Annotated in this window: 23 protein-coding genes and 1 pseudogene; 19 read left to right on the top strand and 5 right to left on the bottom strand. The window is 57.6% G+C overall.

Going from position 1 to position 20,821, the window contains the following annotated elements; all coding sequences use genetic code 11:
- Positions 1 to 3: 3 nt before the first annotated feature.
- Both IEQ42_RS09700 and IEQ42_RS09695 read right to left on the bottom strand, forming a co-directional pair.
- On the bottom strand, positions 4 to 2,031 hold the full coding sequence (locus IEQ42_RS09700) for a HAMP domain-containing sensor histidine kinase (protein WP_042560651.1): 2,028 nt from the start codon (positions 2,029 to 2,031) through the stop codon (positions 4 to 6).
- 45 nt (positions 2,032 to 2,076) lie between these two features.
- On the bottom strand, positions 2,077 to 2,994 hold the full coding sequence (locus IEQ42_RS09695) for a putative 2-dehydropantoate 2-reductase (protein ID WP_047302768.1): 918 nt from the start codon (positions 2,992 to 2,994) through the stop codon (positions 2,077 to 2,079).
- Between the two features lie 139 nt (positions 2,995 to 3,133).
- Between IEQ42_RS09695 and IEQ42_RS09690 the strand changes: the two genes are divergently transcribed.
- Entirely contained in the window at positions 3,134 to 3,619 is a 486-nt protein-coding gene (locus tag IEQ42_RS09690; protein ID WP_042560649.1) for a YajQ family cyclic di-GMP-binding protein, read from the top strand.
- Positions 3,620 to 3,771: 152 nt separating this feature from the next.
- On the top strand, positions 3,772 to 4,614 hold the full coding sequence (locus tag IEQ42_RS09685; protein ID WP_210703357.1) for a mechanosensitive ion channel family protein: 843 nt from the start codon (positions 3,772 to 3,774) through the stop codon (positions 4,612 to 4,614).
- Positions 4,615 to 4,842: 228 nt separating this feature from the next.
- On the opposite strand, the gene IEQ42_RS09680 is transcribed toward IEQ42_RS09685, so the two are convergent.
- A complete protein-coding gene (locus IEQ42_RS09680) occupies positions 4,843 to 6,114 on the bottom strand; it encodes an OprD family porin (protein ID WP_210703356.1) in 1,272 nt (423 codons plus the stop codon).
- Between the two features lie 896 nt (positions 6,115 to 7,010).
- Here IEQ42_RS09680 and IEQ42_RS09675 point away from each other — a divergent pair.
- Positions 7,011 to 7,436: an HIT domain-containing protein gene (locus IEQ42_RS09675; protein WP_047302764.1), complete on the top strand. Its 426-nt coding sequence runs from the start codon at positions 7,011 to 7,013 to the stop codon at positions 7,434 to 7,436.
- A 3-nt stretch (positions 7,437 to 7,439) separates the two neighbouring features.
- Entirely contained in the window at positions 7,440 to 7,646 is a 207-nt protein-coding gene (locus IEQ42_RS09670; protein WP_042560646.1) for a SlyX family protein, read from the top strand.
- Between the two features lie 71 nt (positions 7,647 to 7,717).
- On the opposite strand, the gene IEQ42_RS09665 is transcribed toward IEQ42_RS09670, so the two are convergent.
- Positions 7,718 to 7,939, bottom strand: coding sequence for a cold-shock protein (locus tag IEQ42_RS09665; protein ID WP_210703477.1), 222 nt, complete (start codon positions 7,937 to 7,939; stop codon positions 7,718 to 7,720).
- Positions 7,940 to 7,999: 60 nt separating this feature from the next.
- Positions 8,000 to 8,320, bottom strand: a pseudogene (locus IEQ42_RS27530) (cold shock domain-containing protein membrane protein); the annotation flags it as partial.
- Positions 8,321 to 8,631: 311 nt separating this feature from the next.
- On the opposite strand from IEQ42_RS27530, the gene IEQ42_RS09660 reads away from it, so the two are divergent.
- The 15 genes from IEQ42_RS09660 to ybgF all read left to right on the top strand — a co-directional run bounded on the left by IEQ42_RS09660 (position 8,632) and on the right by ybgF (position 20,736).
- The gene (locus IEQ42_RS09660; protein WP_042560644.1) at positions 8,632 to 9,102 is read left to right on the top strand and encodes a Dps family protein; all 471 of its coding nucleotides are present in this window, start codon (positions 8,632 to 8,634) and stop codon (positions 9,100 to 9,102) included.
- A 181-nt stretch (positions 9,103 to 9,283) separates the two neighbouring features.
- On the top strand, positions 9,284 to 9,622 hold the full coding sequence (locus tag IEQ42_RS09655; RefSeq protein ID WP_210703355.1) for a ribbon-helix-helix domain-containing protein: 339 nt from the start codon (positions 9,284 to 9,286) through the stop codon (positions 9,620 to 9,622).
- 131 nt (positions 9,623 to 9,753) lie between these two features.
- Positions 9,754 to 9,975: an FmdB family zinc ribbon protein gene (locus IEQ42_RS09650; protein ID WP_042560642.1), complete on the top strand. Its 222-nt coding sequence runs from the start codon at positions 9,754 to 9,756 to the stop codon at positions 9,973 to 9,975.
- A gap of 107 nt (positions 9,976 to 10,082) precedes the next feature.
- On the top strand, positions 10,083 to 11,858 hold the full coding sequence (aspS, locus tag IEQ42_RS09645) for an aspartate--tRNA ligase (RefSeq protein WP_210703354.1): 1,776 nt from the start codon (positions 10,083 to 10,085) through the stop codon (positions 11,856 to 11,858).
- A 133-nt stretch (positions 11,859 to 11,991) separates the two neighbouring features.
- Positions 11,992 to 12,738: a YebC/PmpR family DNA-binding transcriptional regulator gene (locus tag IEQ42_RS09640; RefSeq protein ID WP_042560640.1), complete on the top strand. Its 747-nt coding sequence runs from the start codon at positions 11,992 to 11,994 to the stop codon at positions 12,736 to 12,738.
- Between the two features lie 158 nt (positions 12,739 to 12,896).
- Complete coding sequence (gene ruvC, locus IEQ42_RS09635; protein WP_007912737.1) at positions 12,897 to 13,424, top strand: crossover junction endodeoxyribonuclease RuvC; 528 nt, start codon at positions 12,897 to 12,899, stop codon at positions 13,422 to 13,424.
- A gap of 115 nt (positions 13,425 to 13,539) precedes the next feature.
- A complete protein-coding gene (ruvA, locus tag IEQ42_RS09630; RefSeq protein ID WP_042560639.1) occupies positions 13,540 to 14,148 on the top strand; it encodes a Holliday junction branch migration protein RuvA in 609 nt (202 codons plus the stop codon).
- Positions 14,149 to 15,210: a Holliday junction branch migration DNA helicase RuvB gene (ruvB, locus tag IEQ42_RS09625; RefSeq protein WP_115146137.1), complete on the top strand. Its 1,062-nt coding sequence runs from the start codon at positions 14,149 to 14,151 to the stop codon at positions 15,208 to 15,210. It begins immediately after the preceding gene.
- 127 nt (positions 15,211 to 15,337) lie between these two features.
- Positions 15,338 to 15,805 (top strand): tol-pal system-associated acyl-CoA thioesterase, encoded by a 468-nt coding sequence (gene ybgC / locus IEQ42_RS09620; protein ID WP_042560637.1) that lies wholly within the window; start codon positions 15,338 to 15,340, stop codon positions 15,803 to 15,805.
- Positions 15,795 to 16,490, top strand: a complete 696-nt coding sequence (gene tolQ / locus IEQ42_RS09615) for a protein TolQ (RefSeq protein ID WP_008080223.1) — start codon at positions 15,795 to 15,797, stop codon at positions 16,488 to 16,490. The genes ybgC and tolQ overlap by 11 nt, the downstream gene beginning before the upstream one ends.
- 23 nt (positions 16,491 to 16,513) lie before the next feature.
- The gene (gene tolR, locus IEQ42_RS09610) at positions 16,514 to 16,966 is read left to right on the top strand and encodes a protein TolR (protein WP_161806672.1); all 453 of its coding nucleotides are present in this window, start codon (positions 16,514 to 16,516) and stop codon (positions 16,964 to 16,966) included.
- Positions 16,966 to 18,045, top strand: coding sequence for a cell envelope integrity protein TolA (gene tolA, locus IEQ42_RS09605; RefSeq protein ID WP_210703353.1), 1,080 nt, complete (start codon positions 16,966 to 16,968; stop codon positions 18,043 to 18,045). Before tolR ends, tolA begins: the two co-directional genes overlap by 1 nt.
- A 17-nt stretch (positions 18,046 to 18,062) precedes the next feature.
- On the top strand, positions 18,063 to 19,343 hold the full coding sequence (gene tolB / locus IEQ42_RS09600) for a Tol-Pal system beta propeller repeat protein TolB (protein WP_210703476.1): 1,281 nt from the start codon (positions 18,063 to 18,065) through the stop codon (positions 19,341 to 19,343).
- Between the two features lie 52 nt (positions 19,344 to 19,395).
- A complete protein-coding gene (pal, locus tag IEQ42_RS09595) occupies positions 19,396 to 19,893 on the top strand; it encodes a peptidoglycan-associated lipoprotein Pal (RefSeq protein ID WP_003178634.1) in 498 nt (165 codons plus the stop codon).
- 6 nt (positions 19,894 to 19,899) lie between these two features.
- Complete coding sequence (ybgF, locus tag IEQ42_RS09590; protein WP_210703352.1) at positions 19,900 to 20,736, top strand: tol-pal system protein YbgF; 837 nt, start codon at positions 19,900 to 19,902, stop codon at positions 20,734 to 20,736.
- Positions 20,737 to 20,821 lie beyond the last annotated feature (85 nt).

Below are 20,821 nucleotides of genomic sequence, written 5' to 3'. Positions count from 1 at the left end.
TCGTTAATTGATGGGTTGAGCCGCGATAGGCAGCGGTTGGGCCAGCGGCAGACGCAAGGTGAAACACGTTCCTTGCCCCGGCGCAGACTGCACTTCCATCTGCCCTTTGTGGTTATTGGTGATGATGAAGTACGACACCGACAAGCCGAGCCCTGTGCCCTGGCCGATTTCCTTGGTAGTGAAAAACGGTTCGAAGGTGCGCTTGCGCACGTTCTCGCTCATGCCGATGCCGTTGTCCTCGACCTGAATCTCGGCCCACGGCGGATTGAGCCGGGTGCGCAGGATGATCCGCCCTGGCTCGCTGTCCTCTTCGCGCTGATGAATGGCTTGCGCGGCGTTTTTCAACAGGTTGAGCAGCACTTGCTCCAGCTCGTTGGCGGTACCCGGCACCGGGCCGAGCGCCGGGTCGAACTGGCGGATGATCGCCTGACCCTTGAAGTCAAAACCGATGGCCAGATCGAAGTCGTTACCGGCGATTTCCACCGCTTGATCAATCAGGGCCGGCAGATCGCACGGTGCCATCTGACGAGTGCTGCGGCGACTGAAGCTGAGCATGTGGGTGACGATTTTCGCTGCTCGCGCGCCCGCCTGTTGAATACCATCGAGCAGTTTCGGGACTTCCCGGCCTTGCAGGTAGCGGTTTACCGTGTCCAGCTCAATGCCCAGTTGCTCGGCGGTTTCGAGGTTCTTTGGCAGGTCTGTCGACAGGCGCCGACGGATGTTTTGCACGTTGTGCAGGATCGCACCGAGCGGGTTGTTGATTTCATGGGCCATGCCCGCTGCGAGGCCGCCGACCGAGAGCATTTTTTCTGACTGCACCATCATTTCTTCCAGCGACAGGCGCTGGGTGATGTCGTCGATACGGATCACCACGCCACGCCCGGTACCGCCCATCAGCGGGTAGAAGGTCAGCGCGTAATGTTTGGGCTCATCGTCCTTGAACCATGTCACCCGTTCGATCTTCGCCACGGTGTGCTGCTCGACCGTCTGCTTGAGCTGCGGCAAAAACGGTTTCAGCGGTTCGAACGCGAGGAAGATCGGCTGGTTCAGCGCTTCGTCCAGGCGTGTGCCGGAGAGGGCGCTGGCTTCCTGGTTCCATTGGGTGACGTAGAGCTGCTCGTCGAGCGCAATCAGCGCCGAAGGCATCGAGTCGATGATGCTGTTGAGGTAATTCTGGAAACCGGTGAGTTTCTTTTCGATTTTGCTGCGCACCTGAACTTCCAGCTCAAGCTTGCGGTTGGTGTGGCGGGTTTCCTCGGCCAGCCCCTGCGCCTGATCGTAAGCGGCTTGCGAGTCATCGCGGGCGCGTTTGAGCTGCTGTTCGCGGGCTTCGATACGCGACAGCATGGTGTTGAACGCTTCGGCGAGACTGCCGATTTCGTCATGGTTGCCGCGTGAGGCACGCAACGCGTAGTTCTCTTCGCGGGTGACCTGACGCGACAGCTCTTCCAGTTGATGGATAGGGCGAGTGATCAGCCGTTTGATCTGCCGGGCAATCACCAGCCACAACAGCACGCTGAAAATCAGGATGCCGAGGCTGGCAGTGAGCGTGCCGGTGTAGAACGCCATCGGCAGTTCGCTGCTGGCTACCAGCAGCAGATGACCCGGCTCGGTGCCAGGGCGGGGCAGGGTAATCACCTGGTTGGTACGAAATTCAGTGAGTTGCCAGGCTTCGATGTGCCGGTAACGTTCCGGCAGGTGGAGTTTGTCGCCGTGTTGCAATTGCGCCAGCCGTTCGCCTTTGCCGTCATACAGGGCGGCGGCGCGCAGTGGTGAATAACTGTCGAGTTCCTTGAGCAGGCGTTCGGCGCTTTGCGGTGATTGCAGGGCTTCACTCACCAGGCTCGGGTTGGCGATCAGGCGGCCGATGGTCTGCAAGGCCTGCGGGGCCATGCTCTCTTGGGAGATGTAATAGGCGGCGCTGATAAAAGTCAGGTTGGCGACCAGCAACACAGTGGTCAACAGCACCAGCAGGGCGGCCAGGAGTTTCTGGCCGACCGGAAGGTTTTCGAGGCGCTGGCGCAATGGCATCGGGTTTTTCGCAGCAAAGGAACAAGTCGCCAGCGTAGCCGCTGCTCAGTCGCTGGGCAATCCGAGGCTGCGCAGATGAGCGATCAGGCGTTGCTGCAATTGATTGAGGTGCGGCAGGTTCAATTGGTGGCGTGCGGCGACTTTGCAGGCGTGGCCCAATAGATAGCTGATCTCCGTGCGGCGCTGATTGGCGACATCTTGATACATCGATGAGTAATTGGCCGCGGTGGCCTGGATCACCCGTTCGACTTCCTGTTGCAGGTTTTCCGCCGCCGCAGGTTGGCCACAGCGCTGCAGCAGTTCGGCGAGCTCGGCGCAGAGCGTAGCGACTTCGCAATGATGCGCCTGTAAGCCACCGTTGCGGCAGTTGTGCAACACCGTCAGCGGATTGATCGCGCAGTTGAGCGCCAGTTTGCGCCACAGCCGTGTGAGGATGTCGGTGCTCCACTCGTGGGGGATTTTCGCCGCCTCAAGATCATCCAGCCAGATCGGCGCCACCGGATGAGCGGCATCACCGAGCCAGGTAAAACCGTGGCCGGCGAACACCACACGCCAGTCGCCATCGCGGAACGCCCCTTCGGTACTTGAAGCGCTGATGCAGCGTGCATGCGGTACTCGCGCGGCGACAGCGTCCTGACTACCGAGGCCATTTTGCAGCAGAATAATTTCCGCATCGGGCGTCAAGCGTGGGGCGAGGCGGGCCACTGCGTTTTCGGCGTCGTAGGCCTTGCAGGCCACCAGCAGGCGACGGATCGGTTCGGGATTGTCCGGGGTTTCGCCGGGAACTGCGTAGGTGTTGGCTTGTCCGTTTTCTACGAGGGTTAACCCGTCGGCTGCGTTATAGCTGTGCAAACGCGTCACGTCGCGCACGATCAGCCTCACTGGCAGGCCGGCACGAGCCAGCCGCGTAGCCCAGAGTGTGCCGAGACTGCCGGCGCCGAGAATGTGCCAAGGGGTAGACATCAGTTTTTTGCTCGATTGGGGACAGGCATGCGCGGCTCGCGTGTCGACAGGAAAAGACCCGTTATAATGAGCCCGATTTTAACCGCAAGCCAAGCGCGCTCCATCCACATAGAGCGCGCCTTTTTATTGGAGAAATTACATGCCGTCGTTCGACGTGGTATCCGAACTGGACAAACACGAACTCACCAACGCGGTCGAGAACGCCGTGAAGGAACTCGATCGTCGTTATGACCTGAAAGGTAAAGGCAGTTTCGAGTTCAAGGAAAAGGACCTGACTGTCAGTCTGACCGCTGAAGCCGGATTCCAGCTGGAAGCGATGATCGAAATCCTCAAGTTGGCCCTGGTCAAGCGCAAGATCGACGTGCAGTGCCTTGAAGTCAAGGATGAGTACGCCTCGGGCAAGCTGATGAAGCAGGACGCCGTGCTCAAGGAAGGCATCGACAAGGAACTGGCGAAGAAGATCGTCGGCCACATCAAGGACGCCAAACTCAAGGTGCAGGCTGCCATTCAGGGCGAGCAGGTGCGTGTCACCGGCAAGAAGCGCGACGACCTGCAAGAAGCCATCGCGGCCTTGCGTGCCAAGGAGTTCGGCATGCCGCTGCAGTTCAACAACTTCCGCGACTAAGCGTTATCCGTGGAAACGGTGGGAGCCAGCCTGCTCGCTAAAGTCGCTGTGTCAGTCAATTCATTGCTGAATGACACAGCGCTTTCGCGAGCAGGCTCGCTCCCACATTTATTTGTGCACATCCCGGGTAGCCGGAAATCAGGAGATAGAACATGGATTTGAATGCTGAAGTAGACCACCTGGTCAAGGCATCCCAGGCGTGGATCCCGATGATCATGGAATACGGCAGCCGCGTGCTGCTGGCAGTGATTACCCTGGGGATCGGCTGGTGGCTGATCAACAAGGTCACGCAAAAACTCGGTGGTTTGCTGGCCCTGCGTAACGCTGACCTGGCACTGCAAGGCTTTATCAGCAGCCTGGCCAACATCATTCTCAAGGTGCTGCTGATCGTCAGCGTGGCTTCGATGATCGGTGTCGAAACCACCTCGTTCGTTGCCGCGATCGGTGCTGCGGGTCTGGCCATCGGTCTGGCGTTGCAGGGCAGCCTGGCGAACTTCGCCGGCGGCGTGCTGATTCTGCTGTTCCGCCCGTTCCGCATCGGCGACTGGATCGAGGCGCAAGGCGTGGCGGGTACCGTCGACAGCATCCAGATTTTCCATACCGTCCTGCGTACCGGCGACAATAAGACCGTCATCATGCCCAACGGCAACCTGTCGAACGGCATCATCACCAATACCAACCGTCAGCCAACCCGCAAGGTTGTGTTCGATGTGGGCGTGGATTACGAAGCCGATCTGCAAACGGCCCGTCAGGTACTGCTGGATCTGGCCAAGGATGAACGTGTTATGCAGGACCCGGCGCCGCAGGCAGTGGTCTCGACACTGGGCGACAGTTCGATCACGGTGTCCCTGCGTGTTTGGGTTAAAACTGCAGACTATTGGGATGTGATGTTCATGTTAAATGAACTGTCCCGCGATCGTTTAAAAGCTGCAGGCATTGATATTCCGTTTCCGCAGCGAGTTATTCGTGTGGTTCAGGAAGGGGCACCGCAGTAAGCGATCGATTATTTGCCCTGACGGTCAAGTAAGGCAATTAAACCCAAGAGCTGCAAAGTCTCTTGGGTTTTTTATTGTTCGCAATAAGCCCGCTCCGGTCGACATAATTAGCTTGCTATTCAAATATGCTTAGGCCGCTATTGAATAAGCAAAAAAAACCGCCCACCTGTCAGGGTGAGCGGTTCTAATTAGAGCAGAGCTCTACAGTACTGCTGAACTACATCCGGATTACAAGATGCTCAGCGGATACTCAACGATCAGACGCAGATCGTTGTTGTCACCACCGTTATAAGCGGTGTTGGAGCGGTACCAGGCGCTACGCAGGCGGAAGGACAGGTCTTTTGCCGGGCCATTCTGCATTACGTACTTGGTTTCGAAGTCCAGCTCGTGTTCCTTGCCTTCTTCAGCACCGGTAGAGATGTTGTCGCCTTTGATGTAACGGGTCATGAAGCTCAGGCCCGGTACGCCGTAGGTTTTCATGTTCAGGTCGTAGCGACCCTGCCACGAACGCTCGTCTGCACCGTTGAAGTCGGAGTACTGCACGGAGTTGGCGAGGAAAATGGTGCCGCCGCCGTCTACGCCATATACGTAACCGGTATCACCGGTCGAACGCTGGTGAGCGAGGGTGAATTTGTGGGCGCCGATGCTGTAAGCGGCAGCCAGGGACCAGATGCGGTTGTCGATATCACCCGACAGTTCCTGACCTTGGCTCTTGCTCTTGTACCCGTTGAAGTCGAAGTTCAACGACTGTTCATCGTTGATCGGCAGGGTGTAATTGGCGTTGAGGTACTGCTTCTTGAAGTGGTCATCCACGTCGGAAGCCGCAACACCGGCGACGAAGTTGTCGGTGAACTGGTAGGTGGCACCACCGATATTGGCAGACGGCAGGCCGCCGTCTGCGATGGTGTCATGGCCCATGCCGGTCTGGGAGCTCATCGCGGTGAAGCGACCAGCGCTCAGCTCAAGGCCAGGGATTTCCTTGGATACGAGCAAGGTACCGGTGGTGGCTTCAGGCAGCAAACGGCTGTCGTCAGTGGAGAATACCGGGCTGGCGACGAATTGGTCGCCATACTTCAAGACAGTATTGGACAGGCGGAATTTAACTGCGCCACCCGCTTTGGACTGAGTGTCCTCAGGTGTGCCATCGCTATCGGCAGCGAACAGGCCGTTGCCTGTACGACCGCGGCCGCTGTCGAGTTTGATCGAGCCCAGACCGAAAGCGTCAACACCAACACCGATGGTGCCTTGAGTGAAGCCGGATTCGAAGATGGCGTGCATGCCAATACCGGTTTCTTCGCGGTAGCCTTGGCGCTCACCCGATGGGCTGGTTTTCAAGTTTTCATTCTTGAAATCACGGTTCATATACAGCATGCGGGTCTTTACATTGAAGGTACTGTCTTCAACGAAGCCTTTGGATTCATCCTGGGCGGACGCCATTGCGAACTGCGAGGTGCCTGCTGAAACAGCCAGTGCGATCATGCTCCACTTCATCACGCGCATCGTGATTTGCTCCTTTGGTTTTTAGAAGAGTACTGCCGTCCCACCTGTTTTATTATCTGGGCGGTTCTTTCTTTTTGTGTCGGCGCAAACTTATATCACGCCGACATTGTTGGCGATACTTGCTAATCGAACCTTTCGCCTTCTTTACGACGCTGTCGCAGATGGCTTGGTAGATGTCGCAAATTCACAGTACCGATGCAATCGGACCGACAACTTTTTCGCTGTTTTTCTAGCCTTTTGCATCGCTAAAAAAGAGTCCCTGGCAAAACACTTGAATCTCCATCGGGCAACCCTGCCACTGTTTTTATCGGGCTTAAGGCTCCCACATCCCGTGGTGCGCTTATAGTCCATATGAGTACGCTTGCAACAAGCGTGCACAAACTGCAATTTCGGTGCGGTTATTTTTCAACGCGCTTGTCTTTACCTGTAAAAGCCTCATAAATACTGGGCGCCAAGCCGCTTTTTGTAAGGGCTTGACGCGATTGTTCGTATGGTGTTGCCACGCCGTAATCGGCGCACGACAACCAAAAACGTTACCGGTTCACCCCGCCAGTGAGTATTCGGCGGATGCCCGACGCACTGAGCGTAGACCCACTGTGCGGTTTTGGTGCAAAAAATTTACGCGCTGTACCTTATTCATACAGATCTGGCTGCGGGCGATCGTGAGCACGTCACGGTTTTTCGGTCATTTCAGCGGATTGGTCATCTGGTCGGGTTCCGTGCTGGTGCAGCAAATCAAAAAATGTCACATGTCGGGGCGTCCGGAGAAATGGCCAGGGCACAGTCCTCGTGAAGGCGAGCGCATTCGCAGGTATGCTGCGGTTCTGTCGCTTGGTGCGCTGCCTTTCGGGTGGCTCGCCAAGCTGAATTATGTAGATCAGCCGGGAGTGCGCGCAGTGTTTGCTTTAGATTCACGACTACAACAGGACACACTGGCCATCGGCGACTTTCCGCTTTGCCGTCTGTTGCTGTCCAACGACGCCAACTACCCCTGGTTCATCCTGGTGCCACGCCGCAACGATATCAGCGAGTTGTTTCAGTTGGATGTCGCCGATCAGCAACAGCTCTGGCTGGAAACCACCGCGCTGGCCGAGTTGCTCAAAGACTTGTTCGATGCCGACAAAATGAACGTCGCTACGCTGGGTAACGTGGTCAGCCAGATGCACATGCATGTGATCGTGCGCAAACGCGACGACGCGGCGTGGCCTGCGCCGGTATGGGGCAAGCATCCGGCAAAGCCTTATGACAGCGAGCAGGTGGCCGCCATTCGCGCGCAGTTGCGTGTGGTACTGACCGAAGATTTCACCTTTTTGGAGGGCTGAGTCATGACCCTGGAAGAACGCGTTAACGATCTGGAAAGCCGTCTGGCGTTTCAGGACGACACTATCCAGACGTTGAACGACATCCTGGTGGCGCAGCAGCGGGTGGTCGAGCGCCTGCAATTGCAAATGGCTGCGTTGCTCAAGCGTCAGGAAGAAATGGTCGGACAGTTCGAATCCTTCGAGGAAGAAGCACCTCCGCCACATTATTAAGGTGCGGTCTTTTCATCAGGCGTAAAAAAACCGCGAACAGCACGCTGCTCGCGGTTTTTTTATGCCTTGGATCAGCGGCGCGGCAGCGCAGCGATCACGTCCTCGGCTTGCAGGCCTTTGTCCCGGTTTATCACCGAGAACTCCACGCGCTGGCCTTCAACCAGAACGCGGTGGCCTTCGCCACGGATCGCGCGAAAGTGCACGAAAATGTCATCACCGGAATCCCGGGAGATAAAGCCGAAGCCTTTGGAAGTGTTGAACCACTTGACGGTGCCGGTATCGCGGTTGGTCATGTCGTAGGTGGTTGGCGTGGCTGCCGGTGAAGATCGATAAAAGCTGACGGCCAGGTGCAGGACCACGGCAACCAGGGCAATCACCAGGCTGAACAACACGGCTGGCTGGCCGGCGATGACAGGCATCGGCGCGATCAGGGTCAAGGTTTGCAGGACGACAGTCAGCACCAGAAGAGCGCTGACCAGATTTTGCAGATGCTGGCGCGGGCCTTTGTTCCAGTAAGGAATCACCGGGGCAATGACCAGGTTCAGCAGGCCGAAAAAGGCCAGGTAAAGTGCATCGGGTTGTTGCAGGTAGGGAACGGCTTCGGATTTCAAGCTAGGTATGAACGACAGCAGCAATGCCGCTGCGCCCATTAGCAGGTGGACGATTTTCAACATTTTGATTGGCTCACGTTATTAACGGCTCACAAGGAAGAGCTGAAGGCGCACGGTTCGCTTCGGGACAAAATAAGAGGCGGTGGACACGGACGCAGCATCAGCCTATGCGCAAATCCCCGGAAAATGGGACATAGCGACACACTGCCTATTTAACAGCAAAGCCTGCAGCTACTCAAATCAGGCCGGCCAGCGGCAGCACAGTGGGCGATTTGTCGCAGTGCGAGTATCGATTCGGGGCTGCGAGGGATCGACAGCCTTGCTAGAGTGGGGCGGTACCTTGGATGAATTCAAATCGCCGTTAGGGGGAAAACATGGCAATCGATATCGGTATCAGTGAAGAAGACCGCAAGTCCATCGTCGAGGGGCTGTCGCGTCTGCTGTCGGACACCTACGTGCTGTATCTGAAAACCCATAACTTCCACTGGAACGTCACAGGTCCGATGTTCCGAACGCTGCACTTGATGTTTGAAGAGCAATACAACGAGTTGGCACTGGCCGTCGATTCAATCGCCGAGCGCATTCGCGCCCTTGGTTTCCCGGCTCCAGGCGCTTATGCCACGTATGCGCGGCTTTCCTCTATCAAGGAGGAGGAGGGGGTGCCCAGCGCCGAGGACATGATCAAGCAACTGGTCGCCGGTCAGGAAGCCGTGACCCGCACCGCGCGCGGCATTTTCCCGCTGCTCGACAAGGTCAGCGATGAGCCGACGGCCGACCTGCTGACCCAGCGCATGCAGGTTCATGAAAAAACCGCGTGGATGTTGCGCGCATTGCTCGAAGCCTGACCCAAATGCGCGGGCAGGCCTTGGGGATGCCCGCGCTGTCCACAGTCTTACTTCTATCGTTGGCTTATCCTACGGGGACGGTCAATTAGTCATCTGGATATAACTTTGCGTCTGCGCTTTTATGAAGTCACAGGATGTGACTTTGAAAAACCCGCAGAGATGGCAAAGGAGTGTCACCGATATGATAGAGGGAGACAGGCGAGGCGACAGGATTGTCGGCTTGCAGCATGAATTGAAGTTCGATCCGTTCGTCAACGAATTCGACATGTCATTGGTACAGCCGCTGTCCCGATCCGTGCGTTTGAACGGATACGCGACGTGCCTGCGGCTGGAGCAGGTGTACTGGAACATCCTCGGCGCCATGGCCAAAGACAACCGCTGTTCGATCAGCTCACTGTTATCGCACGTTGACCGTGAGGTGCATCTGCGTCACGGCGGGGTGAAAAATTTCAGTGCGTTGGTACGAGTGGTGTGTGTCATGAACGGGATCAAACTCGCTGAGTCAGCGAAATCGCTCTGACACAGCGGTTGCAAAGGAGGTTGCGGCCTGTGCAGTCTTACGGCTGCACAGGCCGCATTTAATGGATATAATCCCGCTCTTTCGCCGCAAAGCCCTGCGCGCGGTGGCAATCTGATCGCCGAGACACCTCCATGCCGATGTACGATTATCAATGTGCTTCCTGTGGTCATCAGTTGGAAGCCATTCAAAAGATCAGCGATGCACCGCTGGTCGACTGCCCTGCCTGCCAGGCGCCAGAGCTCAAGAAACAGCTGTCGATGCCCGGCTTTCGCCTCAGCGGCAGCGGTTGGTACGAAACCGATTTCAAGACCGGAACCAAGAAGAACCTGGCCGGTAGCGACAAATCTGACTAGGGTTCAGGCCCAGGTCGAACGACACGCGTGAGTTTCCCCGCGTCGCACAAGCTTGAGCGCGACGGGATCTCCACCGAATTTCGAATTACGAGAAGCGAACCACTACCATGATGCGCAGCCACTATTGCGGCCAACTGAACGAAAGCCTGGAAGGTCAGGAAATTACCCTTTGCGGATGGGTTCACCGTCGCCGCGACCACGGCGGGGTGATTTTCCTCGATATCCGTGATCGTGACGGTCTGGCCCAGGTGGTGTTCGATCCGGATCGCGCCGAGAGCTTCGCCGCCGCCGATCGCGTGCGCAGCGAGTACGTCGTGAAGATCACCGGTAAGGTGCGTCTGCGTCCGGCCGGTGCAACCAACGCCAACATGGCGTCGGGCATGATCGAAGTGCTGGGTTACGAACTGGAAGTGCTGAACGAGTCGGAAACCCCGCCGTTCCCGCTCAACGAATACTCCGACGTTGGCGAAGAAACCCGCCTGCGCTATCGCTTCCTCGACCTGCGTCGTCCGGAAATGGCCGAGAAGCTGCGTCTGCGTTCGCGCATGACCACCAGCATCCGTCGCTTCCTCGACGAAAACGGCTTCCTCGACGTTGAAACGCCGATCCTGACCCGTGCAACTCCGGAAGGCGCACGCGACTACCTCGTGCCAAGCCGTACTCACGCCGGTTCGTTCTTCGCGCTGCCGCAATCGCCGCAGCTGTTCAAGCAACTGTTGATGGTGGCCGGCTTCGACCGTTACTACCAGATCGCCAAGTGCTTCCGCGACGAAGACCTGCGTGCCGACCGTCAGCCGGAATTCACCCAGATCGACATCGAGACCAGCTTCCTCGATGAAAAAGAGATCATGGGCCTCACCGAGCAAATGATCCGCAACCTGTTCAAGGAAGTGCTGGGTCTGGAATTCGGCGAATTCCCGCACATGACTTTCGAAGAGGCCATGCGCCGCTACGGTTCCGACAAGCCAGACCTGCGTAACCCGCTGGAACTGGTCGACGTTGCCGATCAACTCAAGGAAGTCGATTTCAAGGTCTTCAGCGGCCCGGCCAACGATCCGAAATGCCGTATCGCCGCACTGCGCGTTCCAGGCGGGGCGAGCATGCCGCGCAAGCAGATCGACGACTACACCAAGTTCGTCGGCATCTACGGTGCCAAGGGCCTGGCGTACATCAAGGTCAACGAGCGCGCTGCCGGTGTTGAAGGTCTGCAATCGCCGATCGTGAAAAACATCCCGGAAGACAAGCTGAACGTGATCCTCGATCGCGTTGGCGCAGTCGATGGCGACATCGTGTTCTTCGGCGCCGACAAGGCCAAGATCGTCAGCGAAGCGCTGGGCGCACTGCGCATCAAGCTCGGTCACGACTTGAAGCTGCTGACCTGCGAGTGGGCGCCAATGTGGGTCGTCGACTTCCCGATGTTCGAAGAAAACGACGACGGCAGCTTCTCTGCGCTGCACCACCCGTTCACCGCGCCGAAATGCACGCCGCAAGAGCTCGAAGCCAACCCGGCCGCTGCTCTGTCCCGCGCGTACGACATGGTGCTGAACGGTACTGAGCTGGGTGGCGGTTCGATCCGTATCCACCGCAAGGAAATGCAGCAGTCGGTATTCCGTCTGTTGGGCATCGACGAAGCGGAACAGGAAGAGAAATTCGGCTTCCTGCTCGACGCCCTGAAGTACGGTGCACCGCCGCACGGTGGCCTGGCCTTCGGTCTGGACCGTCTGGTGATGCTGATGACCGGCGCCCAGTCGATCCGTGAAGTGATCGCCTTCCCGAAAACCCAGAGCGCTGCCGACGTCATGACGCAAGCACCGGGTGTGGTGGATGCCAAGGCATTGCGCGAATTGCACATTCGTTTGCGCGAAACGCCAAAGGCTGAGTAAGACGGGCCTGAAGGCGCATCTTCGGATGCGCCTTTTTTCTTTCTTATCGTTTGAAAGCTGTTCAAGATTTTTTGTTTGCCGGTCGCTGCAAGAGCAGGGCGGGCAACGTTTCAAAGAGAATTCGGAGCGAGTTATGGCGGGTCATTCCAAGTGGGCGAACATCAAGCACCGCAAAGAACGTCAGGATGCCAAGAAAGGCAAAATCTTTACCAAGTGGATTCGTGAGCTGACCGTCGCTGCCCGTCAGGGTGGTGGTGATCCGGGGTCCAACCCGCGTTTGCGTCTGGCCCTGGACAAGGCCCTCGGTGCGAACATGAGCCGCGATATCATCGATCGCGCGGTTGCTCGTGGTGCCGGTGCCGCCGACACCGACGACATGGTCGAGCTGAGTTACGAAGGTTACGGCCCGGGCGGCGTGGCGGTGATGGTCGAGTGCATGACCGACAACCGCAATCGCACCGCAGCGGCTGTGCGCCATGCGTTCAGCAAGTGCGGCGGTAACCTGGGCACCGACGGTTCGGTAGCGTACCTGTTCGAGCGCAAGGGCCAGATTTCCTTCGCCCCGGGCGTTGATGAGGACGCACTGATCGAAGCGGCGATGGAAGCCGACGCCGATGACGTGGTTACGAACGAAGATGGTTCGATTGACGTGTTCACTTCGTTCGCCGGTTTCTATTCCGTGCGTAACGCGTTGGAAGCTGCCGGTTTCAAGGGTGATGACGCGGAAATCGTCATGCTGCCTACCACCAGCGCCGAACTGGACCTGGACGGCGCGGAGAAGGTGCTCAAGCTGATCGACATGCTTGAAGACCTGGACGATGTGCAGAACGTTTATTCCAACGCGGATATTCCAGAAGACGTCGCTGCTCAGCTCGGTTAAGAGCGACTAGGCTTTCATGTGGGAGCTGGCTTGCCAGCGATGGCGTCGGCACATCAGAAAATGATGTGGTCTGACATTCCGTCATCGCTGGCAAGCCAGCTCCCACATTTGTTATTTGTTGTACCGAATTTCGTGCTTTTTCCGAACCCGCAGGCGTTATGACTTTAATTCTTGGTATCGACCCCGGTTCGCGCATCACCGGTTACGGCATTGTTCGCGATACCGGACGTGGCGGCTGCATTTACGTCGCCTCTGGCTGTATCCGCACCGGCGCCGGCGAGCTGCATGAACGATTGCAAATCGTCTATCGCGGCGTGCGTGAAATCATTCAGACCTACGGCCCGGTCACCATGGGCATCGAAAAAGTGTTCATGGCGAAAAACGCCGACTCGGCGCTCAAACTCGGGCAGGCCCGTGGCGCGGCGATTGTTGCCGGTGCCGAAGAAAGTCTGGAAATTGCCGAGTACACGGCCACCCAGGTCAAACAAGCCGTGGTCGGCACGGGCGCGGCCAATAAAGAGCAGGTGCAAATGATGGTCATGCACATGCTGAAGTTGACCAGCAAACCGCAAATCGATGCGTCGGACGCCCTGGCCATTGCCATTTGCCACGCTCACACTCGTTCCAGTCTGCTGCCGCATGGCCTGGGAGCGGCACGCAGTCGTGGCGGGCGCCTGCGTCTCTGATAGCATCAGCAATCAAATTTTCCGGAATGCGGGTTTCGCGCCTGGGTCGTCGGCCTGCAGCACGCCTTCCGTCAGTCGCCAGCCCACGGCTGGCCAACGCTCAAGGATCTGAAACGTGATTGGACGCTTGCGCGGCACCCTGGCTGAGAAACAGCCGCCGCACCTGATTCTCGATGTAAATGGCCTCGGGTATGAGCTGGAAGTGCCCATGACCACCCTCTATCGCCTGCCGCCGGTCGGTGAACCACTGACCCTGCACACGCACTTGGTCGTGCGCGAAGACGCGCAGTTACTCTATGGTTTCGCCGGCAAGCGTGAGCGAGACTTTTTTCGCGAGTTGATCCGTCTCAATGGTGTCGGGCCGAAATTGGCCCTGGCATTGATGTCGAGTCTGGAAGTCGATGAACTGGTCCGCTGTGTGCAGTCTCAGGACACGTCGGCGCTGACCAAGGTGCCGGGCGTCGGCAAGAAAACCGCCGAGCGTTTGCTCGTCGAGCTGAAGGATCGCTTCAAGGCCTGGGAAACCTCGCCGGCCATGTTCGCCCTGGTGCCAAACCAGCCGGACGGCCCGGCGCCGGTCAATACCGCCGAGAACGATGCGGTCAGCGCGTTGATTTCCCTGGGTTACAAGCCCCAGGAAGCGAGCAAGGCAATTTCGGCCATCAAGGACAAGAACTTGAGCAGTGAAGACATGATCCGCCGCGCCCTGAAGGGAATGATTTAAGTGATTGAAGCTGATCGTCTGATCGCCGCTGCGCACATTCCGCGCGAGCGCGAAGAAGTCCAGGACCGCGCCATTCGCCCGGTCAGTCTGGCTGACTACATTGGTCAGCCGACGGTGCGCGAGCAGATGGAACTGTTCATCCAGGCTGCTCGTGGCCGTAGCGAATCGCTTGATCACACGTTGATCTTCGGCCCGCCGGGTCTGGGTAAAACCACGCTGGCCAACATCATCGCCCAGGAAATGGGCGTGTCGATCAAGAGCACCTCGGGCCCGGTCCTGGAGCGTCCGGGTGATCTGGCGGCATTGCTGACCAATCTTGAGCCGCATGACGTGCTGTTTATCGATGAAATCCATCGTCTGTCGCCGATCGTCGAAGAAGTCTTGTACCCGGCGATGGAAGATTTCCAGCTCGACATCATGATCGGTGAAGGGCCGGCAGCACGCTCGATCAAACTCGACCTGCCGCCGTTCACCCTGGTCGGTGCGACGACTCGTGCAGGCATGCTGACCAACCCGTTGCGTGACCGCTTCGGTATCGTCCAGCGTCTTGAGTTCTACAGCACCGCGGATCTGTCGACGATTGTCAGTCGTTCGGCGAATATTCTTGGCCTGCCCCTGGACCCGGAGGGCGCCTTCGAAATCGCTCGACGTGCCCGTGGCACACCGCGAATTGCCAACCGACTCCTGCGCCGTGTGCGCGATTTCGCTGAAGTACGCGCCAAGGGCCACATCACCAAAGCCGTGGCGGATCTGGCGTTGAACCTGCTGGATGTCGACGAGCATGGTTTCGATCATCAGGATCGGCGCCTGTTGTTGACCATGATCGAGAAGTTCGATGGTGGGCCCGTCGGTATCGACAGTCTTGCAGCGGCCATCAGTGAAGAACGCCACACGATTGAAGACGTGCTGGAGCCGTATCTGATCCAGCAGGGCTACATCATGCGCACGCCACGGGGCAGGGTGGTGACGCGGCATGCGTATCTGCATTTCGGTTTAAACATTCCGTCACGAATGGGTGAGACGCCCGTGGTAGACGAGTTTCTCGATGCCGTGGACGATTAATACACATTTGTTGTCGATTTATTCAGGGTTTGTACTGTCAGAGGACGGTACTTTTGCGGTAAAGCCCTGAAACAACGAAAAACAGTTGTCTGGCCGGATTGGCAATATGAGGAGTAAGCACTAGAGTATGCGCGCGCAAAACGGGCTTGAGCCGTTCGCACATCGTTGTCGCGTTTATTACGAGGACACCGATGCGGGCGGCATCGTGTATTACGTTAATTACCTCAAGTTTATGGAACGGGCTCGAACCGAGCGGCTCCGCGAACTGGGCTTTGCCCAATCGCAGCTTGCCGGGGAGGACCTGTTGTTTGTCGTGCATTCCAGCGAAGCGCGTTACCACGCGCCGGCGCGACTGGACGACGAGCTTCTGGTAAGTGCTGAAGTAATCGAATTGAACCGTGCCAGCCTGCGTTTCAAACAGCAGGTCAGGCGGGCAACGGATAATGTGCTGCTCTGTGAAGGGCAGTTTTTGGTGGCCTGTGTGCGCACTAACAGTTTGAAACCCCGGGCCCTTCCCGAAGACTTGCGGGCGGCTTTCGCCGACGCGGTCGGCCCGGGTAAACACTCAAAGCAGGAGATAAAGCGTGGAAGCTAACGTCGTCGACCATTCCTCCATGTGGAGCCTGGTCAGCAATGCCAGCATCGTGGTGCAGTTGGTAATGTTGACTCTGGTGGCCGCATCGGTGACCTCATGGATCATGATCTTTCAGCGCAGCAACCTGCTGCGTGCCGGTCGACGCGCCCTGGAGAGCTTTGAAGAGCGCTTCTGGTCGGGTATTGATTTGTCCAAACTGTACCGTCAGGCCGGCAGCAACCCTGATCCGGATTCGGGCGTCGAGCAAATCTTCCGCGCCGGTTTCAAAGAGTTCTCCCGTCTGCGCCAGCAGCCAGGTGTCGATCCTGAGGCGGTGATGGAAGGCGTGGCCCGTGCCATGCGTGTGGCCATCTCCCGCGAAGAAGAGAAACTGGAGCAAAGCCTGCCGTTCCTCGCCACTGTTGGCTCGGTCAGCCCATACATTGGTCTGTTCGGTACCGTATGGGGCATCATGAACTCCTTCCGCGGTCTGGCCAGCGCCCAGCAAGCGACCCTGGCCACCGTGGCTCCGGGTATCGCCGAAGCACTGATCGCCACGGCGATCGGCCTGTTTGCGGCAATCCCTGCAGTAATCGCTTACAACCGTTTTGCTGCTCGCAGCGAAACCCTGCTGGGCCGTTACTACACCTTCGCCGATGAATTCCAGGCGATCCTGCACCGCAAAGTGCACACCAGCGAAGAATAAGCAGGTAATTTCCAATGGCTTTAATCGCTCGAGCTCGCAAAAAGCGCAAGCCGGTCGCCGAGATGAACGTGGTGCCTTACATCGACGTGATGCTGGTACTGCTGGTCATTTTCATGGTGACCGCGCCGATGCTCAATCAGGGCGTGAAAGTTGATCTGCCCAAGGTTTCCAGCGAAGCCTTGCCGCAGGACAACAACACCCAGGTCCTGACCATTTCGATCAAGGCTGACAAGACCTATTACTGGAACCTTGGCAGCGAAGTCGACACCGAGAAGCAACAGGACAGGGCCATGACCCTGCCGCAGATGACCGACGCGGTGACCAAGATCATTCGCGCCGGTACCGAAGGCGGCAAGCGTACCCAGGTCTTCATCCGCGGCGACAAAACCGTCGACTATGGTTCCGTCATGGGCGCCATGGGCGGATTGCAGAAAGCCGGGGTCGGTAACGTTGGTTTGATTACCGAGGCCCCCTGATGCAGCCACTGCGAGAGCCGTCTGCCTCGGAAAGCTACTTCTGGCCTAGTGTTCTGGCGATTGTCCTGCACGTGCTGGTGTTCGGCATGCTGTTCGTCAGTTTCGCCTTTACACCAGAGCTGCCGCCGGCCAAGCCGATTGTCCAGGCGACCCTGTACCAGCTGAAATCGAAAAGTCAGGCAACCACCCAGACCAATCAGAAGATTGCGGGTGAGGCGAAGAAATCCGCCGCGCGCCAGACTGAAGTCGAGCAGATGGAACAGAAAAAGGTCGAGCAGGAAGCGGTGAAAGCTGCGGAACAAAAGAAAGAAGAAGCGGCTCAAAAGGCCGAGGAAGCCAAGAAGGCCGACGAGTCGAAAAAAGCGGACGAGGCGAAAAAGGCTGATGAAGCCAAAAAAGCCGATGACGCGAAGAAGACCGCCGAAGCCAAGAAGGCAGAAGAGAAACAATTGGCTGATATAGCCAAGAAGAAATCTGAAGAAGAAGCCAAAAAGGCTGCTGAAGAAGAGGCCAAGAAAGCGGCCGCTGAAGAAGCGAAGAAAAAGATCGTCGAAGACGCGAAGAAGAAAGCCGCCGAAGACGCCAAGAAGAAGTCTGCAGCTGAAGAGGCGAAGAAGAAAATCGCCGACGAAGCGAAGAAGAAAGCTGCTGCCGATGCTGCGAAGAAGAAAGCGCAGGAAGCGGCACGTAAATCTACCGAAGACAAAAAGGCTCAGGCCTTGGCAGATTTGCTTTCCGACACGCCGCAGCGTCAGCAGGCCTTGGCCGATGAACAGGGTGACGAAGTCGCGGGCAGTTTCGATGACCTGATTCGTGCGCGGGCAGCGGAAGGCTGGGCTCGTCCACCTTCGGCACGCAAAGGCATGACGGTCGTGTTGCAAATCGGCATGTTGCCGGACGGTACGGTGACTTCGGTCAGCGTGTCCAAATCCAGTGGCGATGGTCCGTTCGATGCTTCGGCAGTAGCGGCGGTCAAGAATATTGGACGTTTGACAGAAATGCAGGGAATGAAGCCGAGCGATTTCGCTCCGTATCGTTCATTCAAGATGACATTCACACCTGAGGATCTAGCCTTGTGAGAAACCTTCTTCGAGGAATGCTGGTCGTGATCTGCTGCATGGCAGGGATCGCGATGGCTGATGAAAAGAACATTCTGGTCACCAGCGGCAGCGATCGGGCTACTCCGATCGCTGTTGTACCGTTCGGTTTGCAGGGCGGCGCCGTCCTGCCGGACGACATGGCTGAAATTATTGGTAACGATTTGCGTAACTCGGGCTACTACTCGCCGATTCCAAAGCAAAACATGATCAGCCAGCCAAGCCAGGCGAGCGAAATCATCTTCCGTGACTGGAAGGCGGTAGGTGCTCAATACATGATGGTCGGCAGCATCGCACCAGCGGGCGGTCGTCTGCAGGTGCAATGGGCACTGTTCAACGTGGCCACCGAGCAGAAAGTGGCTGACGGCAGTGTTTCCGGTACCACCGAGCAGTTGCGCGATATGGCGCACTACATCTCTGACCAGTCGTTCGAGAAACTCACCGGTATCCAGGGCGCGTTTTCGACCCGCCTGCTGTACGTGACGGCTGAACGCTTCTCCGAGAAGAACACCCGTTACACCTTGCAGCGTTCGGACTATGACGGTGCTCGCGCCGTGACTCTGTTGCAATCGCGCGAGCCGATCCTGTCGCCGCGTTTCGCACCGGATGGCAAGCGTATCGCTTACGTGTCGTTCGAGCAGAAGCGTCCACGTATTTTCATGCAGAACATCGACACGGGGCGTCGTGAGCAGATCACCAACTTCGAAGGCCTGAACGGCGCACCGGCCTGGTCGCCGAATGGTGATCGTCTGGCGTTCGTGTTGTCTAAGGACGGTAACCCGGATATCTACGTGATGAACCTGGCTTCGCGTCAGATCAATCGTGTAACGGCGGGCCCAGGCATCAACACCGAACCGTACTGGGGCAAGGATGGTTCGACCATCTACTTCACCTCGGATCGCGGCGGCAAGCCACAAATCTACAAAACCAGCGCCAGCGGCGGTGGTGCCGAGCGTGTGACGTTCGTAGGTAACTACAACGCCAACCCGAAACTGTCGGCAGATGAAAAGACGCTGGTGATGATCCATCGCCAGGATGGTTTCACCAATTTCAAGGTGGCCGCCCAGGATTTGCAGCGAGGTAGTGTAAAGATTCTCACTGATAGCACTCTGGACGAGTCGCCTACTGTTGCGCCCAACGGCACCATGGTAATCTACGCCACCCGCCAACAGGGCCGGGGAGTCTTGATGCTCGTGTCCATTAATGGACGCGTTAGGCTCCCGCTTCCTACCGCTCAAGGCGAAGTCAGAGAACCGTCCTGGTCCCCTTACCTGAAGTGAGCGGGCGCTACACGTTTTACTTAACACACTGGGGTTCATTAGGAGTTTCACGATGGAAATGCTGAAGTTTGGTAAATTTGCTGCGCTGGCTCTGGCCATGGCTGTAGCTGTAGGTTGCTCGTCCAAAGGCGGCGACAACGCCGGTGAAGGCGCTGTTGATCCAAACGCTGGTTACGGCGCAAACACTGGTGCCGTTGACGGTTCCCTGAGCGAAGAAGCTGCTCTGCGCGCAATCACCACCTTCTACTTCGAATACGACAGCTCGGACCTGAAGCCAGAAGCCATGCGCGCTCTGGACGTTCACGCCAAAGACCTGAAAGCAAACGGCGCTCGCGTTGTTCTGGAAGGCAACACCGACGAACGTGGTACTCGTGAGTACAACATGGCACTGGGCGAGCGTCGTGCGAAAGCCGTTCAACGCTACCTGGTACTGCAAGGTGTTTCCCCAGCTCAGCTGGAACTGGTTTCCTACGGCGAAGAGCGTCCAGTTGCTACCGGCAACGACGAGCAGTCCTGGGCTCAAAACCGTCGCGTCGAACTGCGTAAGTAATTCGATATGCGAACGTGCCGTCGTGCTGTAACTGTTCTGGCTCTCAGTCTCGCACCGCTTGCGGTGTGGGCTGCGGTTCCTGTGGTCGATGACAACTCCGGTTATAACAATAGCGGGAGCAGTTATCCGCCTGCGGGTTACGGTACGAACGGCGCCTATGCCGGGGGAGCGGCTTCGGCCCCTGCCTCGGCACAAGGCATGCTGTTTAACCAACTGCAACAGATGCAGGATCAGATATCGCGCCAGCAAGGTGTGATTGAAGAACTGCAGAACCAAGTTTCGCGTATGAAGCAAGAATCCCTGGAGCGATACCAGGATCTTGATCGACGCATAGGATCCGGTGTTGCTCCTGCCGCGACTCCTGAGAATTCTTCTGCCGGTGGCGATGCAAGTGCTGCTGCCGGTGCTGCCGCTGGCGCCGGGGCGGCTGCCGCCCAGGCACCTGCTGCGGGTAGCGAGCCGGCTGATCCGGCCAAGGAAAAGCTGTATTACGATGCCGCTTTCGACCTGATCAAAGCCAAGGATTTCGACAAGGCCAGCCTGGCTTTCTCGGCATTCCTGCGCAAATACCCGAACAGCCAATACGCGGGCAACGCCCAGTACTGGTTGGGCGAAGTGAACCTGGCCAAGGGCGATCTGCAAGGTGCAGGTCAGGCTTTCGCCAAGGTTTCGCAGCTGTATCCCAAGCACAACAAGGTGCCGGATTCGCTGTACAAGCTGGCTGACGTAGAGCGCCGCCTCGGTCACACCGACAAGGTAAAAGGCATTCTGCAGCAGGTGGTGGCCCAATATCCGGGTACGTCCGCCGCTCAGTTGGCCCAGCGCGATTTGCAGCGCATGTAAGCCTGAGCTTTTCGGATACATCATCCGTTTAGAAGAAACCCGCGCCTGTCGCGGGTTTTTTCGTTAGAATTCACGCCCTTTTTCT

Origin of the sequence: Pseudomonas iridis (assembly GCF_017980685.1) — a bacterium.
Classification (GTDB): Bacteria; Pseudomonadota; Gammaproteobacteria; order Pseudomonadales; family Pseudomonadaceae; genus Aquipseudomonas; species Aquipseudomonas iridis.
Note: the sequence above shows the minus strand (reverse complement) of the source record. Positions and strands in the feature narration are given on the sequence as shown.